This window comes from Novosphingobium resinovorum (assembly GCF_027922145.1).
Taxonomy (GTDB): Bacteria; Pseudomonadota; Alphaproteobacteria; order Sphingomonadales; family Sphingomonadaceae; genus Novosphingobium; species Novosphingobium resinovorum.
This window is the reverse complement of record NZ_BSFC01000002.1, coordinates 243,850-263,835: the sequence shown is the minus strand read 5'-3', so window position 1 is coordinate 263,835 and position 19,986 is coordinate 243,850. Positions and strand designations below refer to the sequence as shown.

Annotated in this window: 19 protein-coding genes; 14 read left to right on the top strand and 5 right to left on the bottom strand. The window is 65.7% G+C overall.

Features of this window, described 5'->3' with window-relative positions; genetic code table 11:
* Positions 1-7 precede the first annotated feature (7 nt).
* Positions 8-514, bottom strand: coding sequence for an rRNA maturation RNase YbeY (ybeY, locus tag PKE80_RS01425; protein ID WP_271180960.1), 507 nt, complete (start codon positions 512-514; stop codon positions 8-10).
* A gap of 266 nt (positions 515-780) precedes the next feature.
* Between ybeY and PKE80_RS01420 the strand changes: the two genes are divergently transcribed.
* The 6 genes from PKE80_RS01420 (at position 781) to PKE80_RS01395 (ending at position 7,688) form a co-directional block, all read left to right on the top strand.
* On the top strand, positions 781-1,944 hold the full coding sequence (locus PKE80_RS01420) for an aminotransferase class I/II-fold pyridoxal phosphate-dependent enzyme (RefSeq protein WP_271180959.1): 1,164 nt from the start codon (positions 781-783) through the stop codon (positions 1,942-1,944).
* Complete coding sequence (locus PKE80_RS01415; protein WP_271180958.1) at positions 1,941-2,552, top strand: alpha/beta fold hydrolase; 612 nt, start codon at positions 1,941-1,943, stop codon at positions 2,550-2,552. Before PKE80_RS01420 ends, PKE80_RS01415 begins: the two co-directional genes overlap by 4 nt.
* Positions 2,549-3,334 carry a methyltransferase domain-containing protein gene (locus tag PKE80_RS01410; protein WP_271180957.1) on the top strand — a complete coding sequence of 262 codons (786 nt, stop codon included), beginning with the start codon at positions 2,549-2,551 and terminating at the stop codon, positions 3,332-3,334. Before PKE80_RS01415 ends, PKE80_RS01410 begins: the two co-directional genes overlap by 4 nt.
* The gene (gene bioD / locus PKE80_RS01405; protein WP_271180956.1) at positions 3,331-3,963 is read left to right on the top strand and encodes a dethiobiotin synthase; all 633 of its coding nucleotides are present in this window, start codon (positions 3,331-3,333) and stop codon (positions 3,961-3,963) included. The genes PKE80_RS01410 and bioD overlap by 4 nt, the downstream gene beginning before the upstream one ends.
* Positions 3,964-3,983: 20 nt before the next feature.
* On the top strand, positions 3,984-5,240 hold the full coding sequence (locus tag PKE80_RS01400; RefSeq protein ID WP_271180979.1) for an adenosylmethionine--8-amino-7-oxononanoate transaminase: 1,257 nt from the start codon (positions 3,984-3,986) through the stop codon (positions 5,238-5,240).
* Between the two features lie 288 nt (positions 5,241-5,528).
* A complete protein-coding gene (locus tag PKE80_RS01395) occupies positions 5,529-7,688 on the top strand; it encodes a TonB-dependent receptor (protein ID WP_271180955.1) in 2,160 nt (719 codons plus the stop codon).
* Positions 7,689-7,753: 65 nt separating this feature from the next.
* On the opposite strand, the gene PKE80_RS01390 is transcribed toward PKE80_RS01395, so the two are convergent.
* From PKE80_RS01390 to PKE80_RS01380, 3 genes are all read right to left on the bottom strand, one after another.
* Positions 7,754-8,794 carry a DUF7064 domain-containing protein gene (locus PKE80_RS01390; protein WP_271180954.1) on the bottom strand — a complete coding sequence of 347 codons (1,041 nt, stop codon included), beginning with the start codon at positions 8,792-8,794 and terminating at the stop codon, positions 7,754-7,756.
* Between the two features lie 202 nt (positions 8,795-8,996).
* Positions 8,997-9,827 (bottom strand): type I methionyl aminopeptidase, encoded by an 831-nt coding sequence (gene map / locus PKE80_RS01385; protein WP_271180953.1) that lies wholly within the window; start codon positions 9,825-9,827, stop codon positions 8,997-8,999.
* 37 nt (positions 9,828-9,864) lie between these two features.
* Complete coding sequence (locus PKE80_RS01380; RefSeq protein ID WP_036525992.1) at positions 9,865-10,692, bottom strand: DUF4163 domain-containing protein; 828 nt, start codon at positions 10,690-10,692, stop codon at positions 9,865-9,867.
* Between the two features lie 49 nt (positions 10,693-10,741).
* Here PKE80_RS01380 and PKE80_RS01375 point away from each other — a divergent pair, with 49 nt between their 5' ends.
* From PKE80_RS01375 to PKE80_RS01340, 8 genes are all read left to right on the top strand, one after another.
* On the top strand, positions 10,742-12,124 hold the full coding sequence (locus PKE80_RS01375; RefSeq protein WP_271180952.1) for a leucyl aminopeptidase family protein: 1,383 nt from the start codon (positions 10,742-10,744) through the stop codon (positions 12,122-12,124).
* Positions 12,125-12,396: 272 nt separating this feature from the next.
* Positions 12,397-12,702 carry an SH3 domain-containing protein gene (locus PKE80_RS01370; protein ID WP_036525990.1) on the top strand — a complete coding sequence of 102 codons (306 nt, stop codon included), beginning with the start codon at positions 12,397-12,399 and terminating at the stop codon, positions 12,700-12,702.
* A complete protein-coding gene (gene argC / locus PKE80_RS01365) occupies positions 12,699-13,622 on the top strand; it encodes an N-acetyl-gamma-glutamyl-phosphate reductase (protein WP_271180951.1) in 924 nt (307 codons plus the stop codon). Before PKE80_RS01370 ends, argC begins: the two co-directional genes overlap by 4 nt.
* A gap of 379 nt (positions 13,623-14,001) precedes the next feature.
* On the top strand, positions 14,002-14,340 hold the full coding sequence (locus tag PKE80_RS01360) for a P-II family nitrogen regulator (RefSeq protein WP_008832116.1): 339 nt from the start codon (positions 14,002-14,004) through the stop codon (positions 14,338-14,340).
* Positions 14,341-14,444: 104 nt separating this feature from the next.
* A complete protein-coding gene (gene glnA / locus PKE80_RS01355; protein ID WP_271180950.1) occupies positions 14,445-15,854 on the top strand; it encodes a type I glutamate--ammonia ligase in 1,410 nt (469 codons plus the stop codon).
* A gap of 298 nt (positions 15,855-16,152) precedes the next feature.
* The gene (locus PKE80_RS01350) at positions 16,153-16,785 is read left to right on the top strand and encodes a lysozyme (RefSeq protein ID WP_271180949.1); all 633 of its coding nucleotides are present in this window, start codon (positions 16,153-16,155) and stop codon (positions 16,783-16,785) included.
* Positions 16,782-17,168 carry a DUF1801 domain-containing protein gene (locus PKE80_RS01345; protein WP_271180948.1) on the top strand — a complete coding sequence of 129 codons (387 nt, stop codon included), beginning with the start codon at positions 16,782-16,784 and terminating at the stop codon, positions 17,166-17,168. Before PKE80_RS01350 ends, PKE80_RS01345 begins: the two co-directional genes overlap by 4 nt.
* 284 nt (positions 17,169-17,452) lie before the next feature.
* Positions 17,453-17,866 carry a hypothetical protein gene (locus PKE80_RS01340; RefSeq protein ID WP_373877732.1) on the top strand — a complete coding sequence of 138 codons (414 nt, stop codon included), beginning with the start codon at positions 17,453-17,455 and terminating at the stop codon, positions 17,864-17,866.
* 729 nt (positions 17,867-18,595) lie between these two features.
* On the opposite strand, the gene PKE80_RS01335 is transcribed toward PKE80_RS01340, so the two are convergent.
* A complete protein-coding gene (locus PKE80_RS01335) occupies positions 18,596-19,762 on the bottom strand; it encodes a nucleotide sugar dehydrogenase (RefSeq protein WP_271180946.1) in 1,167 nt (388 codons plus the stop codon).
* Between the last annotated feature and the right edge of the window lie 224 nt (positions 19,763-19,986).

The window sequence follows — 19,986 nt, the reverse complement described above, 5'->3', positions numbered from 1 at the left end:
CGTACGGTTAAATCCCTGTTGCTGCAGTGCGGTCCCCATATGGGTCGGGAATGCCTAAAACTGCAAGTGCCTTTGTTTCGAGCGCCTCCATCGCCTCGGCATCCTCGTCCGACGTCTCGTGATCGTGGCCCGCCAGATGGAGCAGGCCATGGATGATGAGATGCGTGGCATGGTGTTCGACCGGAATGCCCTTCTCTGCCGCTTCGCGCGTGCAGGTTTCGCACGCCAGCGCGAGGTCGCCGAGCATTTCGGGCGGGCCGTCCTCGTCCAGATCGAGCAGGGCCTCGCGCTCCAGCATGGGGAACGAGAGCACGTTGGTCGGCTTGTCCTTGGCGCGCCATTCGCGGTTGAGGACGTGGACTTCGGCGTCGCTGGTGAACAGCAGGCTGGTGGTGAGGCGCTCGTTGTCCAGCTCGGGCGCGAGGGTGACGAGGGCTTCCAGCGCCGCCTGCGCGAGATCGGCCCAGTCGGTCGCGGCGTCCCAGGGTTCTTCGATGTCGATTTCGAGGTCCATGAAACGCGCCTTATCGCGCGGTGTGGCCGGGGTCGAGTGGTTCCACTCTCCCCACCCCCGTCATTGCGAGCGCAGCGAAGCAATCCAGGGCAGTGCCACGCCGCCCTGGATTGCTTCGCTGCGCTCGCAATGACGAAAAAGGGATCCGGCAAGGCCCCGTGGGAGAGAGGAAACGATCGCCGAAACCTCGCCGGACGCCCCTTCATACCTCCCCCCGGACAAACCGCCCATTGTGCCAAGGACCCGCTTGCCATACCGGGCGAGGCATGAGCCGGCTCGATTCACACCTCGAGGCAGCGCTGGAGCGCATTACCCGCGCCGGACAGCGCCGGACCTTGCGCGCCACGACCCTGCTGCCCGGCGGCCGGATCGAGCGCGCCGGGCGCACGATGCTCGACTTTTCCAGCAACGACTACCTTGGCCTCGCCCGCCACCCGCTGCTGGTCGAGCGCTCGGCCGAGTGGGCCGCGCGGGACGGTTCCGGCTCCGGCTCCTCACGGCTGGTGACGGGGACGAGCGCGGCGCACCTTGCGCTGGAAGCGCGCATCGCTGCGTTCAAGCACTGCGAGGCGGCGCTGATCTTCGCCAGCGGCTGGCAGGCCAACGCGGCGACGATCCCGGCGCTGCTGGCTGCGATTCCGGGCGTCGCGGTGTTCACCGACCGCCTGATCCATGCCTCAATGCACGCGGGAATCGCGATGGCGGGCGTGCGCCAGCACCGCTTCCGCCACAACGACCTGGGCCACCTCGAAACCCTGCTGGCGGACAAGGGCGCGGATGCCCCCGCCCGCCTGATCCTGACCGAGAGCGTGTTCTCGATGGACGGCGACCGCGCCGACATGGTGCGCCTCGCCGATATCGCACAGCGCCACGACGCCGCGCTGTTCGTCGACGAGGCCCATGCCACCGGCGTGCTTGGCCCCGAGGGGCGCGGGCTTTCGGCGCTGGTGCCGGGCAAGGTGGACCTCGTGATGGGCACCTTCAGCAAGGCGCTGGGCGGTTTCGGCGCCTATGTGGCCGGATCGCGTGTGCTGATCGACTACCTGACCAACGCGGCCAGCGGCTTCATCTTCACCACCGCCCCGCCGCCCGCCGTGCTGGGCGCGGTGGACGCCGCGCTGGACCTGCTGCCGGGCATGGACGCCGAGCGCGCGCACCTCGCCGCACTGGGCGACCGGCTGCGCACAGGGCTGGCCCGCCTTGGCCTCGATCACGGCGCGTCCTCGACCCAGATCGTGCCCGCCGTGATCGGGCCGGAGGACGAGGCGATGGCGCTCTCCGCAAGGCTGGAGGCGACAGGTTTCCTCGCCTCCGCGATCCGCCCGCCGACGGTGCCGGCCGGCACCAGCCGCCTGCGCCTCGCCCTGCGCGCCGGGCATTCGGAGGCCGACATCGACGCCCTGCTCGCCGCGATCGAGACACATCGGTGAAGCTCTTGTTCGCCCACGGCTGGGGCTTCGATCGCCATTTCTGGGAACCGCTCGCCGCACTGCTGCCCGAGTGGGCACACGTCAGCGACGATCGCGGCTACTTCGGCGCGCCGCATGAGCCTGCCGTCGAAGGCCCCTGCCTCGCAATCACCCATTCCTTCGGCACCATGCGCGTCCTCGCTGCCCCGCCGCCGGGCCTCATGGGAATCGTGGCGATCAACGGGTTCGAGCGGTTCACCGCCGTTCCAGGCCGACCGGGCGTCCCGGTACGCGTACTCGACCGCATGCTGCGCCGCTTCGAGACCGACCAGCGCGGCGTGCTCGCCGAGTTCCGCAAGACCTGCGGCTCCACCGGGGCCTTCGGAGAAATCGACCCCGCAGCGCTCGCCGCCGACCTCCTGCGCCTGCGCGACGCCGCCCCGTCGCTGCCGGACGTGCCGATACTGGCGATCCACGGCGGCGCCGACCCGTTGCTCCCGCCCGAGATGCGCGCCGCCACGTTCATCGGGGCGCAGGTCCGCCGCATCGACCACGAAGCGGGCGGCCATCTCCTGCCGCTGCAAGCCCCGCAGCTGTGCGCCCCCGCCATTCGGGGGATGCTCGCATGAGCCGCCGCGAGCGCATCCGCAGCGCCTTCGCCGCCGCACCCGACTACGACGGCCATGCCCGCATCCAGCGCGAGGTCGCCACGACCCTCGCCGCGCGCATCGCCGCGCTCGACCTTCCGCCCGCGCCGCGCGTGCTGGAGATCGGCTGCGGCACCGGCTTCCTGACCTCCGCGCTGATCGATCAGGGCATCGGCGGCGACTGGCTGGTCACCGACATCGCGCCCGAAATGGTGGAGCGTTGCCGCGCCGCGCTTATTGCTGCTGATGACGTGCGCACCTTGCGCTTCGCCACCCTCGACGGGGAGCATGGCACCCCCGAGGGCGCGCCTTTCGACCTCATCTGCTCCAGCCTTGCGGTGCAGTGGTTCGACGATACGCCTGCCGCCCTCGCCCGCCTGTCGCAGTGGCTGGCGCCCGGCGGCCACCTCGTCGTCACCACGCTGGGACCGCGCAGTTTCCAAGAATGGCGCGCCGCGCACGAGGCCGAGGGGATCGCCCCCGGCACTCCCGCCTACCCCCCCGTGGAGGCCTTCGCGACGCTCTCCCCCGAGACGCTGCTGGTCGAGGACGTGACCGAAACCCACCTCGATCCGCGCGCCTTCCTACGTGCGGTCAAGGCCATCGGCGCAGGCACTTCCGCGCCTTCGCACCGGCCTCTCAACCCGGCGCAGCTGCGCGCGGTGATGGCGCGGTTCGCCCAAAGCGGATGCAACGTCACTTACGAGGTGGTGACCTGCCACTTGCGCCGCGCCCCGACATTTCCTTACGTGAGCCCCCAATGACCCAGCGCACCCTGATCGTGACCGGCACCGATACCGGCATCGGCAAGACCGTCTTCGCCGCCGCGCTGGCGGGGGCGCTGGGCGCGCATTACTGGAAGCCGGTGCAGGCTGGAATCGAGGAGGAAGGCCCCGACGCCCAGCGCGTCGGGTTCCTCGGCGGACTGCCCGAAGGCAAGGTGCTGGCCGAGGCCTATAGCCTGACCACGCCCTGCTCCCCCCACCTCGCCGCCGAGATCGACGGCGTGACCATCGACACCGCCCGCCTCGCCCTGCCGGAAGTCGACGGACCGCTGGTGGTCGAGGGCGCGGGCGGCGCGCTGGTGCCGATCTCGCGCACCGAGACTTACGCCGACCAGTTCGCCCGCTGGGGCGCGCCGGTGGTGCTGGTGGCGCGCACGATGCTCGGCACGATCAACCACTCGCTGCTTTCGATCGAGGCCTTGCGCGCGCGCGGTGTGGACGTGCTCGGCGTCGCCTTCGTCGGCGAGCCGCAAGAGGACAGCGAGGCCACCATCTGCGCCATGGGCAACGTCAAGCGCCTCGGCCGCCTGCCCCGCCTCGATCCGCTGACGCCACAGACGCTGGCCGCCGCCTTCGCCGCCAACTTCCGCCTGGAGGACTTCGCGTGACCCTGCCGCGTTCTGGCTCTCTGGCCGCCTCCCCCGTCTGGCACCCCTTCACCCAGCATGGCCTCGGCGAGCCGATCCCGCTCGTCACCCATGCCGAAGGCGCGCTGCTGCACACGGCGGACGGGCGCACGGTGATCGACGCGATCTCGTCCTGGTGGGTGACCACGCACGGCCACTGCCACCCGCGCATCATGGCCGCTGTGGCCGAACAAGCCCAGAAGCTCGACCAGCTGATCTTCGCGGGCTGGACGCACGAACCCGCCGAGCAGGTCGCCGCCGGGCTGACCGCGATCATGCCGAGCGAACTGACGCGGGTGTTCTTCTCCGACAGCGGCTCCACCAGCGTCGAGGTCGCGCTGAAGATGGCGCTTGGCTACTGGCATGCGCAAGGCGAAGCGCGCCACCGCATCGTGGTGATGGAGCATTCCTACCACGGCGACACCATCGGCGCGATGTCGGTGGGCGCGCGCGGGGTGTTCAACCAGCCTTACGCGCCGCTGCTGTTCGACGTCGGCCGCATTCCCTACCCCGCCGCCGGAGCCGAGCAGGATACGCTCGATGCGCTCGAAGCGCTGTGCCGCGAGGGCGACATCGCCGCGCTGATTCTGGAGCCGCTGATCCTCGGCTCGGGCGGCATGCTCGTCTACGGCCCGGAAACGCTGCGGGCGATGCGCGAGATTTGCAGCAAATACGGCGTCCTGTTCATCGCCGACGAGGTGATGACCGGCTGGGGCCGCACCGGCACCCTGCTCGCCTGCGAACAGGCCGACATCGTGCCCGACATCCTGTGCCTGTCCAAGGGCCTGACCGGCGGATCGCTGCCGCTGGCCGTGACGATGGCGACCGAGGAAATCTTCGCCGCGCACTGGTCCACCGACCGCGCGAAGATGTTCTTCCATTCCTCCAGCTACACCGCCAACCCGCTGGCCTGCGCCGCCGCCGCCGCCAACCTCGCCATCTGGGCCGAGGAGCCGGTACGCGAATGCATCGACGACCTCGCCCGCCGCCAGTCGGCCTGGCTGGAGAAACTGGGTCGATTCTGCCACTTCGACAACCCGCGCACGCTCGGCACGATCGCCGCGCTGGACATGCGTACGATGGGCACCGGCGGCTACATGGACAGCCTCGCGCCCGAACTCATGGCTTTCTTCCGCAGCCGCGACGTGCTGCTGCGCCCTCTGGGCAATACCGTCTACGTGATGCCGCCCTACTGCATCACCGACGACCAGCTCGACGAAGTGTGGAACGCCATCGGCGAGGCCGTCGTCTCGTTCTAGTGGCCTGAAATTAGGCGGCGTAAGCTTTCGCAATTGCGAATGGAGCCGAGCCGCACCGGCAGCTTTGTCGCGACCGCAACATCGGTGAGCAGCGCAAATCCTTTGTGCTCCATGGCCCGTCAACCCCCGCTTTCCGGCGACTTCAGACGCCTCCTGCCTGCGATGCCGTTTTGCAACATTTCCGTCAAAACGAACCTGTCGCAAAATGTTGCTATTGCGAATGATCCGCATTCCCGTTAGCCGCCGATGCAATCGAGTGCGGCACGATCGCAAGCAGGGGAAATTCTCATGAAGTTCAAGTTCGCTCTGATGCTGGGGTGCACCGGCATGCTGGTCGCGGCGCCTGCCATGGCGCAGACCGCAAGTGGGGAGCCCGCGAGCGATGACATCATCGTCCTCGCGCAGCGCGTAAACGCCACCCATGTCGATGACGGCGGCAGCGCCGGCGTGCTCGGCAACAAGGCGGCCGAGAACCTGCCCTTCAACGTGCGCAGCTTCGACGAGACTCTGATCCTCAACCAGCAGCCGCGCTCGCTGGGCGAAGTGCTCGACAACGACCCCACCGTGCGCACCACTTACGGTTACGGCAACGCCGCCGAAAGCTTCGTGATCCGCGGTTTCGAACTCTACGGCGACGACGTCGGCCTCAATGGCCTCTACGGCATCACCCCGCGCCAGCTGATCGCACCCGAACTCTTCCAGAGCGTGCAGGTTCTCAATGGTGCCAGCGCCTTCCTCAACGGCGCCGCGCCGGGCGGCTCCGGCCTTGGCGGCAGCGTCAACCTGATGCTCAAGCGCGCCGGCGACCAGCCGCTCAACCGCGTGACCTTCGGCTACACCTCGGATTCGCACTGGTCGGGCAGCTTCGACGTGGCCCGCCGCTCCAGCGACGGCCGGTTCGGCGTGCGCGTTAACGGCAATTATCAGGACGGCCAGCTCGGCATCGACGGCGAGGACCGCCGCACCCGCGTGCTGGGCGTCGGCCTCGACTATGACGGCGGCCCGCTGCGCGTCTCGCTCGACCTCGCCTACCAGCAGGTTCGCGTGGACAACCTGCGCCCCAAGGTGACGATCAACTCGGCGACGATGCCGCGCGTGCCCAAGGCCGATGCGAACTACGCACAAGACTATACCTACACCAAGCTGCGCGACCTGTTCGGCATCCTGAACGTCGAATACGACGTGTCGGACGAATTCATGCTCTATGCCAAGGCCGGCGCGCGCGACGGCTCGGAAGAAGGCATCTACGGCGGCCAGTCGGTCAGCAACGCGATGACCGGCGCGGGCTTCCTCACCGCGCTCTACGTGCCGCGCACCGACAACAACGAGGCGGTGGACTTCGGCGGCCGCGTCAAGCTGGGCTCGGCGGTCACGCATGAGTTCAACTTCGGCTCCAGCATGAGCTGGCAGGTTAACCGCAACGCCTACGATTTCCGCTATGGCAGCGACTTCACCGGCGTCGCGAACAACTTCTACGACGTACAGCAGATCGCCCTGCCGAACTCGGTGCTGGTGGGGGGGGACCTAGACGATCCGTTCCCGATCTCGCGCACCAGCTTGTGGTCGATCTACGCCTCCGACACCGTGGGCCTGTGGGACGACCGAATCCAGATCACCGGCGGCCTGCGCCTCCAGAACATCAAGGTGAAGAGCTACCTCGCCTTCGACGGCTCGCTCGATACCACGTACGAAGACGACGCGATCACCCCGATCATCGGCATCGTCGTCAAGCCATTCGAGGGGCTGTCGCTCTACGCCAACCGCATCGAGGCGCTGCAGCAGGGCTCCAGCGCGCCGGTGACGGCGGTGAACTATCCGGACGTGATCCCGCCCTACAAGACCAAGCAGTACGAATTCGGCGGCAAGCTGAAGGTTGGCCCGGTGTTCCTGAGCCTAGCGCTCTACCAGATCGACAAGCCCAACATCCTGTCGATCGACGCAACCCCGGACAACCCGGACGACACGCTGGTATACTACGGCCTGTTCGGCAAACAGCGCAATCGCGGCGTCGAGTTCACCGTCAACGGCGAACTGGCACCCGGCCTGCGGCTGATCTCGGGCGTCGCGGTCAACGATGCCAAGCAGCGCCGTACCAACGATCCGCTGACCGAGGGCAAGGATGCCAAGGGCGTCGCCGACTGGACCGCCAACGCCAACCTCGAATGGGACACCCCGATGGTCGAGGGCCTGACCCTGACCGGGCGCGTCACGCATACCGGCAAGCAGTGGGTCAATGCGCAGAACACCCTGAGCATCCCCGACTGGACGATCTTCAACCTCGGCGCCCGCTACGTGCTGGCGGCGGGCGACGTGCCGGTCACGCTGCGCCTCAACGTCGATAACGTCGCGAACAAGCGCTACTGGGCTTCGGCCTTCGACACGTTCGCGAACTCGGTGCTGCAGGGCCAGCCGCGCACCATCAAGGCGTCGATCTCGGCCGACTTCTAAGACACATGCCGGCAGGGGCGCTGCGGCGCTCCTGCCGGTTGCTTCGTTTCGCTCGCGGGTCGCGATCAGGATATGTCCATCGCGCTGGGCTTGCTCGATCGTTCGACCATACCGGTCGTTTCGACGCCGTCCCACGTATAGACCGCGTGCGCCTGCTGGACGATCGGCCAGTCCTTGGGCCAGTCCGGCGGCAGCACATGCCCGCCGCGAGAGCGCGTATTGGCGAAGGTCCGCCCTCCGATCTCCACCCGGCGCCCGTCCACCGTCTCCAGCACGCAGGACACGTCCTCGCCGCCGGTCACCAGTCGCCGCAGCCATGGGATCACCACCGGCCGCGCGCCGGTGCGCACCCCGTCCTCGATGATCCAGCCTTCCGAGTAGCTCGGCGGCTCGCCCTCGCGCACAGGGTAGGAATTGAAGCCGAAGGCGCGGCCGTCCGGGAACACGGCGGACTGCCAGCAGTGCCCCCAGAATCCCGCGAAGGCGCGGAAACCCGTTCGGCGGATGCGCAGGCCATTGCCGCGAAACGCGCGCTCCTCGCCATCGATGACGAGGGTGCCGCTGCAGCGGAACAGCTGCTCGTAGCGCGGGCTCATGTAGTCGCCCTGCTTGCCGCCGAGCGCCTCGGCTGCTTCGGGAAGGATCGTGCCCGGCTCCCAAGGGATCGCGGCCATCTCCATGTCGACGGTGAAGGCGACCTTGCTCCACGCGGTTTCGGCGAAATCGGGGTTGTCGAGGATTTCCTGCGCGCTGGTCCGCGCCACCGGCCCATCGAAGGCAGCCGTCCAGCGGCGGAACGGCTCCGCGCATTCGAAGCGCACCGGACCAGTCCCGCGCACCGTGGGCCTGCCTTGCGCGTCGTAGGGGGAATGCGGCTCGCCCGCGCCGCGCCGCGACCACAGGCGCCCGTCGGCGAAGGCAATGTCGAGCCACAGTTCGTGCCGGTCCCACTGCGCGCCGACCGCCTCGACGCCCACGCGCATGGCGAAGAGGCCGTTCTCTTCTTCGATCCACACGTTGACCGCATCGCGGATGCCGTCGTCGGGCTTTTCGGCCACGACGAATTCGCGCTCGACCGGGATACCGCCTGACAGGTCAGCCACCATCACTCTCCCTCTTCGTTTCGAGGGAGACTGTCACGCCATACGCGCCGGGTCATCCACGAGGCCCGCGCCGGGGCGATACCTCGTCATCCCGGACTTGATCCGGGACCGCTGGCAAATCTTTAGGCGATAGATTGCAGCCACGCGCAGCAAGGGAGGCCGTTCATGGCCAGCGGTCCCGGATCAAGTCCGGGACGACGAGGTGTCAGGTGTAAGGTGGCTTGTGCAGGCCCTTGGGGCTGGTGGTGAAGATCTCGCAGCCGTCCTCGGTAATGCCGATCGAGTGCTCGAACTGCGCCGAGAGCGACTTGTCGCGGGTCACCGCCGTCCAGCCGTCGTTCAGCAGCTTCACCGGCGGCTTGCCGAGGTTGATCATCGGCTCGATCGTCATGAACATGCCCGGCTTGAGCAGCGGGCCGGTGCCGGGGCGACCGGCATGGACCACTTCGGGCGCGTCATGGAACAGGCGGCCGAGGCCATGGCCGCAGAACTCGCGCACGACGCCGTAGCGGTTCGCCTCGGCATAAGCCTGGATGGCAGCGCCGATGTCACCCACGCGGTTGCCGGGCTTCGCCTGCTCGATGCCGATCATCAGGCACTCATACGTCACGTCGACCAGACGGCGTGCCTTCAGCGGCACGTCGCCGACCAGGTACATGCGGCTGGTGTCGCCGTGCCAGCCGTCCAGCAGCGGGGTGACGTCGATGTTGACGATGTCCCCGTCCTTGAGCGTCTTTTCCGACGGAATGCCGTGGCAGACGACGTGGTTGATCGAGATGCAGCACGAATGCGCATAGCCGCGATAGCCCAGCGTCGCCGGGACCGCCCCGCCCGCGAGGGTCAGTTCGCGCACCTTGTCGTCGATCTCCGCGGTGGAGACGCCCGGCTGCACCATCGGCGCGATTTCGTCGAGGATCTTCGCGGCGAGCGCGCCGGCGCGGCGCATGCCCTCGAAGCCGTCGGGGCCATGCAGCTTGATGGTGCCGTCGCGCAGCAGCGCTTCCTGGCCGGGCTCTACGATCTGGTATTCGGTCATCCGCCCCAGATAGCGCATCCGGGGTGAAATTGCGAGATCAGGGTTTCACCGAGAAGGCCGAGCGATACTGCGGCTTGAGCGCGGCCATCACCTTGCCCGTCACCGGCACCGTCACTTCATAGCTGCCTTCCGCGTAAGGCCCGGCCTCATAAGGCGCGACGAGCACGCCGATGCGATCGAAGGTCTTGCGGTTGGTCGAACCCAGGATCAGCGTCTGCGCGGTCGGGTCGATGCATTCGGTGAACATCTGCCCGCTGTCGCGCTGGACCGGCTCGCCCCGCTTGCCCGCGCGAGCCTTGTCGAGCCCGTCGCAGAACGGGGTGCGCAAGGCATCACGCAGCGCGTCCTGGCTGGTAAACAGGTCCATCGGCTTGCGCGCCGTGTCGGCGCCGCGATCCCACAGCAGGGTATCGAACCCGCTCATCCCGTGCGCGCCGCCGCTATACTGGTACATCTCCGAGGACAGCGACAGCCAGCCCGGCAAGTCGGTGACCACCTTCCAGTCCACCTGCATCGAATGCGCGTGATAGGGGAAGCCGTCCTTGGTCATCTCCGCCTTGTCGCTGCGTGCGGAGGAGACCAGTTCGCCCTTGGTATCGTCCAGCTTCCGGTCGAGCATCGCCCGCAGGCCGGGTAGCGCTGCCGCCGCGTCGGGATAGGAATAGCCGAACTCGTAAAGGTCGTTCTCCTCCTTTTCCGAGCGCCCCTTCACGGCGGGCGCTTCCGAGGGCGCTTCGGTGGAGGCCATCGGCAGCGCCTCTTCGCTGGCCACCGCCGTGGCGCTCGGCTGTGGATCGCTGTCGCCCGATCCACTGCACGCAGCGGCGGCAAATGCCAGAACAACAACCATACCGGAGTATCGCATCAAAATTCCTCTCGCACTCGGGCTCGGGTGGAGGCTAGAGAATCAGGCCATGAGCGACAAGAACGCATTGATCCAGCCCGATCGCGGCCAGCAGGCCGTCTCCATCCATCTCGTCGACAAGGACGGACTGGAGAAATTCACGAAAGGCCTCACCGTTCCCCAGCGCGCCGTGCTGGAGGCCGCTCGCTTCGACGCAAGTGCCGGGGAATACGTCATTCTCCCCGAGGGCGACGGCTGGAGCGTGGCCGCAGGCGTGGCCGACGCCGGAACGCTCGGCGGCTGGTGCATGGCGAAACTCGCCGAGAAACTGCCCGCCGGGACCTACCGCCGTGTTGGCGGCGAGCCGGGCGCGGCGATCTTCGGCTGGATTCTCGGCCAGTACAGCTTCGACCGCTACAAGGCCGACGCCGAGGACCACGGCCCGCGCCTGCTCCTGACCGGCGAACCCGCGCAGATCGCCGCTCTCACTGCCGAGGCCGAGGCGGTCATGCTGGTGCGCGACCTCGTCAACACCCCGGCCGAAGACATGGGCCCTGCCCAGCTGGAGGCCGAGGCCGAAGCGCTGCACAAGGCCTTCCGCGCCGAGATCCGCGTCACGCGCGGCGAGGTGCTGGAGCGCGACTTCCCGATGGTCCACGCGGTCGGCCGCGCCGCGGGCCGCAGCCACGCGCCGCGCATGATCGAACTGGAATGGGGCGACCCGAAGAACCCGCGCATCGCCGTGGTCGGCAAAGGCGTCTGCTTCGATTCGGGCGGCCTCGACGTGAAGCCCTCCGCGGGCATGCTGCTGATGAAGAAGGACATGGGCGGCGCGGCCCACGCCCTCGCTCTCGCCCGCCTGATCATGAGCGCCCAGTTGCCGGTGCGCCTGCACGTGCTGGTCCCGGCGGTGGAGAACGCGATCTCGGGCAACAGTTTCCGGCCCGGCGACGTCCTGCGCAGCCGTGCCGGGATCACCGTCGAGATCGGCAACACCGACGCCGAAGGCCGCCTGATCCTCGGCGATGCGCTCACTCGCGCGGGTGAGGCGGGCCCCGAATTCATCATCGACTTCGCCACTCTGACAGGAGCGGCCCGCGTCGCGGTCGGCCCCGACCTCCCCGCCCTCTTCACCCGCGAGGATGCGACGGCCGACGCCCTGCTCACGGCGGGCAAGGCGGTGGACGACCCGTGCTGGCGCCTGCCCCTGCACGAAGGCTACCGCGAGTACCTCAAGTCCGACGTCGCCGACATCAACAACGCCGGTTCCAGCGGTTTCGCGGGCGCCAGCACGGCCGCTCTGTTCCTCGACCGCTTCGTCCCCAAGGGCGTGGACTGGGCCCACTTCGATACCTTCGCCTGGCGCCCCACCGCGAAGGCGGGCCGTCCCAAGGGCGGCGAAGCGCTCGGCCTGCGCGCGGCATGGCACATGCTAAAGACGCGCTACGGCTGAAAACCGATGACCCGACTTCGTCATTGCGAGCGTAGCGAAGCAATCCAGAGCGGTTTGCGCGACCCTGGATTGCTTCGCTACGCTCGCAATGACGAGGGGAAGGTTCAGCAGCCCGTTTCGCTCGCGAAGGACGGCGTCCCGACTCGTAACCTTGCGAAAATCCCGTGTCTCGGCTAGGCGCGCCCATCTTTGACTTTGGAGACGCACCCGCGTTGGCATCTGTGGATTCGTATACTCGCCCTGACCAGACGGACGGCATGGGGTCCCAGAAAATGCTGGCCATGACCGGCCCCAGCGTGAGCGCCGATCCCGGCTGCCTGCCCGTGCGCGGCGACCTTGCCCACATCAAGCTGGCGGGCCGCTACTTCGTGCCGCACTATGCCGTGCCGATGCCGCGCGCGCTCAAGTCCGGCGCGATCCTGCGCGTCTTCGGCCGCGACGATGCGGAAGTCATCGCCGACCTGCCTGCGGGGGAAACCTTCAACGTGCTGGATATCGCCGGCAAGTGGTCCTGGGGCCAGTTGGGCGAGGACGGCGCGGTCGGCTACGTAGCTCTCTCGGATCTGGAAGCGGCATGACCACCAGCGTCTTCATCGACGGTGCGGCAGGCACCACCGGCCTCGAAATCGCCGACCGGCTCGCCGGGCGCAGCGAGTTCTCGCTGATCACGCTCAGCGATGATCGCCGCAAGGATGACGCCGCGCGGGCCGAGGCGCTGAACGACGCGGACGTCGTGATCCTGTGCCTGCCCGACGATGCCGCCAAGGCCGCCGTCGGCATGATCGCCAACGCGCGTACCCGCGTGATCGACGCCTCCTCCGCCCACCGCGTCGCGGCAGGCTGGACTTACGGCTTTCCCGAGATCGTCGGCCACGACACGGTCGCGCAGGCCCGCTTCGTCAGCAATCCGGGCTGCTATCCCACCGGCTTCATCGCCTTGGTCGCCCCGCTGGTGCGTGCTGGACTGCTGCCTGCCGACTGGCCCTACGTGTGTCACGCCGTGTCGGGCTATTCGGGCGGCGGCAAGGCGCTGATCGCGCGCTTCGAGGACGACACCGACATCGCCTTCCGCGCCTACGGCCTGGCCCTCGGCCACAAGCACGTGCCCGAGATGAAGGCACAGACCGGCATCGGCCACGATCCGATCTTCGCCCCCGCCGTGGTGCCCGCTCATCGCGGCATGCTCGTCGAAGTGCCGCTGCACCTCTCGATGATGCCGCAAGCCGGATCGCCCGACGCCCTGCGCGCCGCTCTGGCCGAGTTCTACGCCGGCAGCAAAGTCGTGAAGGTGGAGACCGACCAGCCCGACGAACTGCTGCTGCGCGCCTCGATGGAGCCCGTCGACACCCTCACCCTGCGCGTTCTGGGCGCCAAGGACGGCTCGCAGGCGCGCCTCGTCGCGATCCTCGACAACCTCGGCAAGGGCGCGAGCGGCGCTGCGGTGCAGAACCTCAACATCATGGCCGGTCTCGACGAGACGGCGGGCCTGCGGCTCTAACCCGTCAAATTCGTCATGGCTAGCGAAGCAAAGACCCCCGGGGCAGCATATGCTGCCCCGGGGGTCTTTGCTTCGCTAGCCATCATGGACCAATGGGAGGGTCCGCCCCTACGCACACAACTTCATGCACAATTTTCAGGCACCCATTGCCTGAAAATTGAACACAACATTTCCCAAATCCGACGCATCATATGCGACAGATTGTTTACTGACCGGGTAAATCGCCCAAATGCGGTCTTTTCGCAGGCGCACACTCGGCCTATCAGTAGCGCCACCGCATTGGCACGATTCTTGATGGGAATCGCGCGCGAGGCTTCTGGTTCCCGGACCGGTTCCCTCAAGATACAGTCCGGGTGCAAGTGCAGGGGTCCAGGCAGGCGTGAAGAAAATCGAAGCCATCATCAAGCCGTTCAAGCTCGACGAAGTGAAGGAAGCGCTGCACGAAGTCGGCGTCTCGGGTATCACCGTCACCGAAGCCAAGGGCTTTGGGCGCCAGAAGGGCCACACCGAACTCTACCGCGGCGCCGAATACGTCGTGGATTTCCTCCCTAAGGTTAAGCTCGAGGTCGTCGTGCCCGACGCTCTGGCCGAGCGCGTGGTGGAGGCGATCGCCGACGCCGCGCAGACCGGCCGCATCGGCGACGGCAAGATCTTCGTCGTCCCCGTCGAGACCGCCGTGCGCATCCGCACCGGCGAACGCGACGACGACGCGCTGTAATTACACAGGATCGGGCTGCGATGGTGGGGGCCGTCGCATTCCCGCAACACGAACAACCCTATCCTCTTTCGGGATCGGAAGAGTAACGCTGGAGAACCAAGAAAATGGCTAGTGCAAAGGACGTCCTCAAGAAGATCAAGGACGAGGAGATCGAGTGGGTCGATCTTCGCTTCACGGACCCCAAGGGCAAGTGGCAGCACCTGACCATGGTTTCGACCGTCCTCGGCGAGGATGAGCTGGAAGACGGCCTGATGTTCGACGGTTCGTCGATCGAGGGCTGGAAGGCCATCAACGAGTCGGACATGATCCTCAAGCCCGACCTCGACGCGGTCTACACCGATCCGTTCTCGGCCACCCCGATGCTGATCCTGTTCTGCGACATCGTCGAGCCCTCGACCGGTGAACTCTATGCCCGCGACCCGCGCTCGACCGCGAAGCGTGCGGAATCGTTCGTCAAGTCGGCCGGGTTCGGCGACACCGTGTTCGTCGGCCCCGAGGCCGAGTTCTTCATGTTCGACGACGTGAAGTTCTACGACGGCTACGACGGCAACGGCTTCAAGATCGACGACATCGAACTGCCGGGCAACACCAACAAGGAATACGACACCGGCAACCTGGGCCACCGCCCGCGTGCCAAGGGTGGCTACTTCCCGGTCGCCCCGGTCGACTCGGCCGTGGACATCCGCGCCGAGATGGTCACCACCATGCTCGAAATGGGCCTGCCCTGCGACAAGCACCACCACGAAGTGGCGGCTGCCCAGCACGAACTCGGCCTGACCTTCGGCAAGCTGGTCACCACCGCCGACCGCATGCAGATCTACAAGTACGTCGTGCACATGGTCGCACAGGCTTACGGCAAGACCGCAACGTTCATGCCCAAGCCGATCATGAAGGACAACGGATCGGGCATGCACACGCATATCTCGATCTGGAACGAGGGTGAGAACACCTTCGCCGGCAACGGCTACGCCGGCCTGTCGGAGACCTGCCTGTACTTCATCGGCGGCGTCATCAAGCACGCCAAGGCCCTCAACGCCTTCACCAACCCGACCACCAACAGCTACAAGCGCCTGGTCCCGGGTTACGAAGCACCGGTTCTGCTCGCCTACTCGGCGCGCAACCGTTCGGCCTCGTGCCGCATCCCCTACGGTGCGGGCACCAAGGCGAAGCGCGTGGAATTCCGCTTCCCCGACGCGATGGCCAACCCCTACCTGTGCTACGCTTCGCTCCTGATGGCCGGCCTCGACGGCATCAAGAACAAGATCCACCCGGGCGAAGCCATGGACAAGAACCTGTACGATCTGCCGCCGGCCGAACTCGCCGAAGTGCCGACCGTCTGCGGTTCGCTGCGTGAAGCTCTGGACGCCCTCGCGGCCGACCACGCCTTCCTTCTCGAAGGCGGCGTGTTCACCGAGGACCAGATCGAAGCCTACCTCGAACTCAAGTGGCCCGAAGTGCTGCGCTGGGAAACCACGCCGTCGGCCGTCGAGTTCGACATGTACTACAGCGCCTGATCCATCCGATCAGCGCTGGCGATATTCGCCAGTTTGGCAGTTCGCCGAGAGGGGGCGTCCGGAGCAATCCGGGCGCCCCTTTCGCGTTCGGGCTCGATGACAATTCCGGATAGCGCCGCTCCTCCTCAAGAATCCGCTTTCCTACAACACCGGCGTGGATGTACCTCATGCGCACCCCGCAAGAGATGGGGCCGTATCTGGCGGTATGATTTCCGTATTCACACGTATTCGGGCGCACGAAGTGTAGTTGTTCTGCACGCGATACTGCGTGCGCCGTCTGTAGCGAAAGGGCACGTACATGAATCGCAAGCCGATCTTTGATGCCGTCCGCAAGATGCTGGACCGTTCGTTCACACAGGCCGAAGTCAACGCGCTGGACAAGGCGATCGACCTTTCCACCGGCGCGTTGACCGCAAGCCTCGCCCCCGAGCCGGTCGCAGCCCCCGCAAGCCCCGCTGCGGCGACCGGGCGCGTGCTGGGCGCCGCCGGGGCCAAGCTCATCAAGAAGTGGGAGGGCTGCGCCAGGCGCCTCGCGGACGGCACCTTCGCAGCCTATCCCGACCCCGGCAGCGTCGACGGCAAGCCCTGGACGATCGGCTGGGGCTCGACCGGCCCGGACGTCAGGAAAGGCGTCGTCTGGACGCAGGCGCAGTGCGATGCGCGTTTCGACGTCGACATGGTCGATTACGTGAAGGAAGTGGCCGCCTTCATCGGTTCGGCCGCGACCTCGCAGAACCAGTTCGACGCGCTCGTCTCGTTTCATTACAACACCGGCAAGATTACGAGTTCGACGCTGGGCAAGTTGCACAAGGCGGGTGACTTCGCCGGGGCACAGGCCCAGTTCGGCAAGTGGATCTACAACGACGGCAAGCCGATGACCGGCCTCAAGAACCGGCGCGCGGATGAAGCGAAACTCTACGGGACAGCATGACCGACACGAAAACCCCCGCTCAGTTGATCGACGAACGCATTGCCGAACTCGGCGACTGGCGCGGGGAGGCGCTAGCAAGAGTGCGGGCCGTCGTCCACGCCGCGCTACCCGAGGTGGTCGAGGAATGGAAATGGCGCGGCGTGCCCACGTGGTACGCGGGCGGCGGCATCGTCTGCACCGGGGAGACCTACAAGGCGGCGGTGAAGCTGACGTTCGCCAAGGGCGCCTCGGTGCCCGACCCGGCGGGCCTGTTCAACGCCAGCCTCGACGGCAACGTGCGCCGCGCCATCGACATTTATGAGGGTGCGACAATCGACGAGGCCGCTCTCTCGACACTGTTGCGCGCGGCAGCGGCGCTCAATCAGGCAAAGAAAGCACGTTAACGCAGGCGCCACGAGCGAATCCATCTGATCTGAAAGCCCGGCGACAATGCACCATGACGGCATCACGGGTGCCGGTTGTGCCTAGAGATAGGCAGGCCGCCCCCTTCGTAACAGGAGGGCTGCGGATTCCGAGGTCAGCCCGGCCACCCGGGAGGGAGTGAGAAGCCCGATCGTTGGGTTCATCCTATCGGCGTAGAAGCCGGAGGATGGAGATGCCGACGAGGAGGCCGAAGATGCGCCATGTGCGCGAAGTAGTGAGAATGCATCGGGAGGCTCGTGTCCCGATGCGCAAGATCGCCCGGCTGACCGGCCTTACTCGGCCCACAGTGCGCGACATGGTCGTGCGCTTCGAGCGCTCGGGATTGGAGTCGCCGGGTCCGTCCAAGATTGGCGACATAAATCTGGAGGGAGGCCTGTATGGCGCCTTGGGCGCCAAACCTGGGCGGCGTAAGCTGCCCGAGCCGGATTGGCCGGTGGTAACGCGCGAACTGAAGTGCAAACACGTGAACCTGCAGGTGCTCTGGGAAGAGTACCGTGCCGAGCATCCGGACGGTTATCGTTACAGCCGCTTCTGCGATCTGTTCCGACGCTGGCCGCCTGCCGCTGGTCATGCGCCAAAGCCATGCCGGCGGCGAGAAGCTGTTCCTCGATTGCGCTGGCGGTACGGTGCCGATCGTGGTGGATCGACGGACCGGTGAGCCCCGCGGTGCCCACATTTTCGTCGCCGTGATGGACGATCGAGCCTGTCGTTTGCCCTCGCGACATGGACCGAGCGGTTCTCCGACTGGATCACAGGCAGAAATGCCGCCTTCGCTTTCTTCGGCGGCGTTCCCCAGCTGCTGGTGCCCGACAATGCCAAGGTGGCGGTGATCAAGGCCTATCACTTTGATCGCCAGGTGAACCACAGTTGCACCGATAGGCTCGCGATTACGGTACGGCGATCTTGCCGAAGCCGCCGCGCAAGCTGCGAGACAAAGCCAAGCTCGAGGCCTGCGCCGGTATCGTCGAGCCCTGGCTTTTGGGCCGATTGCGCAACCGAATCTTCCACAGCCTCGCCTAGCTCAATGCAGCGATTGCCGAGAGCCTTGCCGATCGCAATGACCGACGAGCGCTGTGCCAGTTTGGCAAGGCGCGCCGTCAGCTGTTCGATGAAGTCGATGTTCCGAACCTCAAGCCGCTGCCGTTAGAGCCTTTGGTTCATGCCGAATGGCTGGCGCTGCCGCTGGCTACGAGGCCACATACCGAAATGACGGACGCCTCGCTCTGCGCCTGCGTCACGCGAAACTGCTGCACCGCGCTGCCATCGCCAAAAGGTCATGGATGATGACCTGTCTATCAAATGAAAAGACGCCATATGCCTTCGGATCGTTACTTGATAGCCGAAGACGGAAGCTCCCTACGCAGTTCGCGCCGAGAAGGCAGAAGGATCAGTCGGAACCGAACAGGTCACGGGTGAATACTTTATCCGCCACGTCCGCAATCGTCGTTGTCATGCGATTGGCGATGATGACGTCGCAATCCTGCTTGAAGGTCGACAGATCCCGCAACACCTTGGAACCGAAGAATTCATCCGCCTCCATCGCCGGCTCGTAGATCACCACCTCGATGCCCTTCGCCTTCAATCTCTTCATGATCCCCTGGATCGAGGACTGTCGAAAATTGTCCGAACCTGCCTTCATGACGAGCCGGAACACGCCAACCTTCCGGGGGCTCTTCATGATGATCTGGTCGGCCAGGAAATCCTTGCGGGTGCGATTGGCATCGACGATGGCGCGTATCAGGTTTTGCGGCACATCGGTGTAGTTCGCCAGCAACTGCTTGGTGTCCTTCGGCAGGCAGTAACCGCCGTAACCGAAGCTCGGGTTGTTGTAGTGACTGCCGATACGCGGATCCAATCCGACGCCGTCGATTATCTGGCGCGTGTCCATGCCGCCGGCGATGGCATAGCTGTCCAGTTCGTTGAAAAAGGCGACTCGCATCGCAAGATACGTGTTCGCGAATAGCTTGATCGCCTCGGCTTCACGAGCATTCGTGAAAAGCAGGTCGACATCCTTCTTTTCGGCACCTTCCAGCAGCAGTTCCGCGAAAACCTTCGCGCGTTCGGAACGCTCTCCGACGATGATGCGCGAAGGGTGCAGGTTGTCGTACAACGCCCTGCCTTCCCTCAGGAATTCAGGACTGAAAATGACTTGCGAGGTGCCCAGTTTCGCTTGGACATCATCGACGAAACCGACCGGGATCGTCGATTTCACGACGATCGTGCTGGTCGAACTCTCTGCGATCGCGGTACGAATGACCACCTCGACAGAGGAGGTATCGAACTTGTTGGTCTCGGCATCGTAATTGGTCGGTGTCGCGACAATGACGTAGTCCGCTCCAATCAAGGCTTCCGCAGGGTCCAGGGTCGCCGTGAGATTGAGATTTCTTGTCGCAAGAAAATCCTCGATTTCCGCATCTATGATCGGCGACTTTCGGGCATTGAGCATTTCAACCCGCTCGGGCGATATGTCGACGGCAACAACCTCGTTGTGCTGCGCCAATAGCACTGCGTTCGACAACCCAACATAGCCTAAGCCGAAGACGGCAATTTTCATCCAGATCACCCGCGTGAATCATGTGCTTTCGAGACAGAAATCCCTGCCTCGCGAAGGCTCGGCTCGGTCCACTGCTTCCGATTGAACATCTAATCGAGCGAGATACCCAAACAGTCAACGGCTTTATGCTGCAATCGCATAATCTCAATCGTTATGCTGACCAACATGATAAAATGAAATCATTATAACGACCCATCAGTAAAAATTGATGACAATCGAAATAA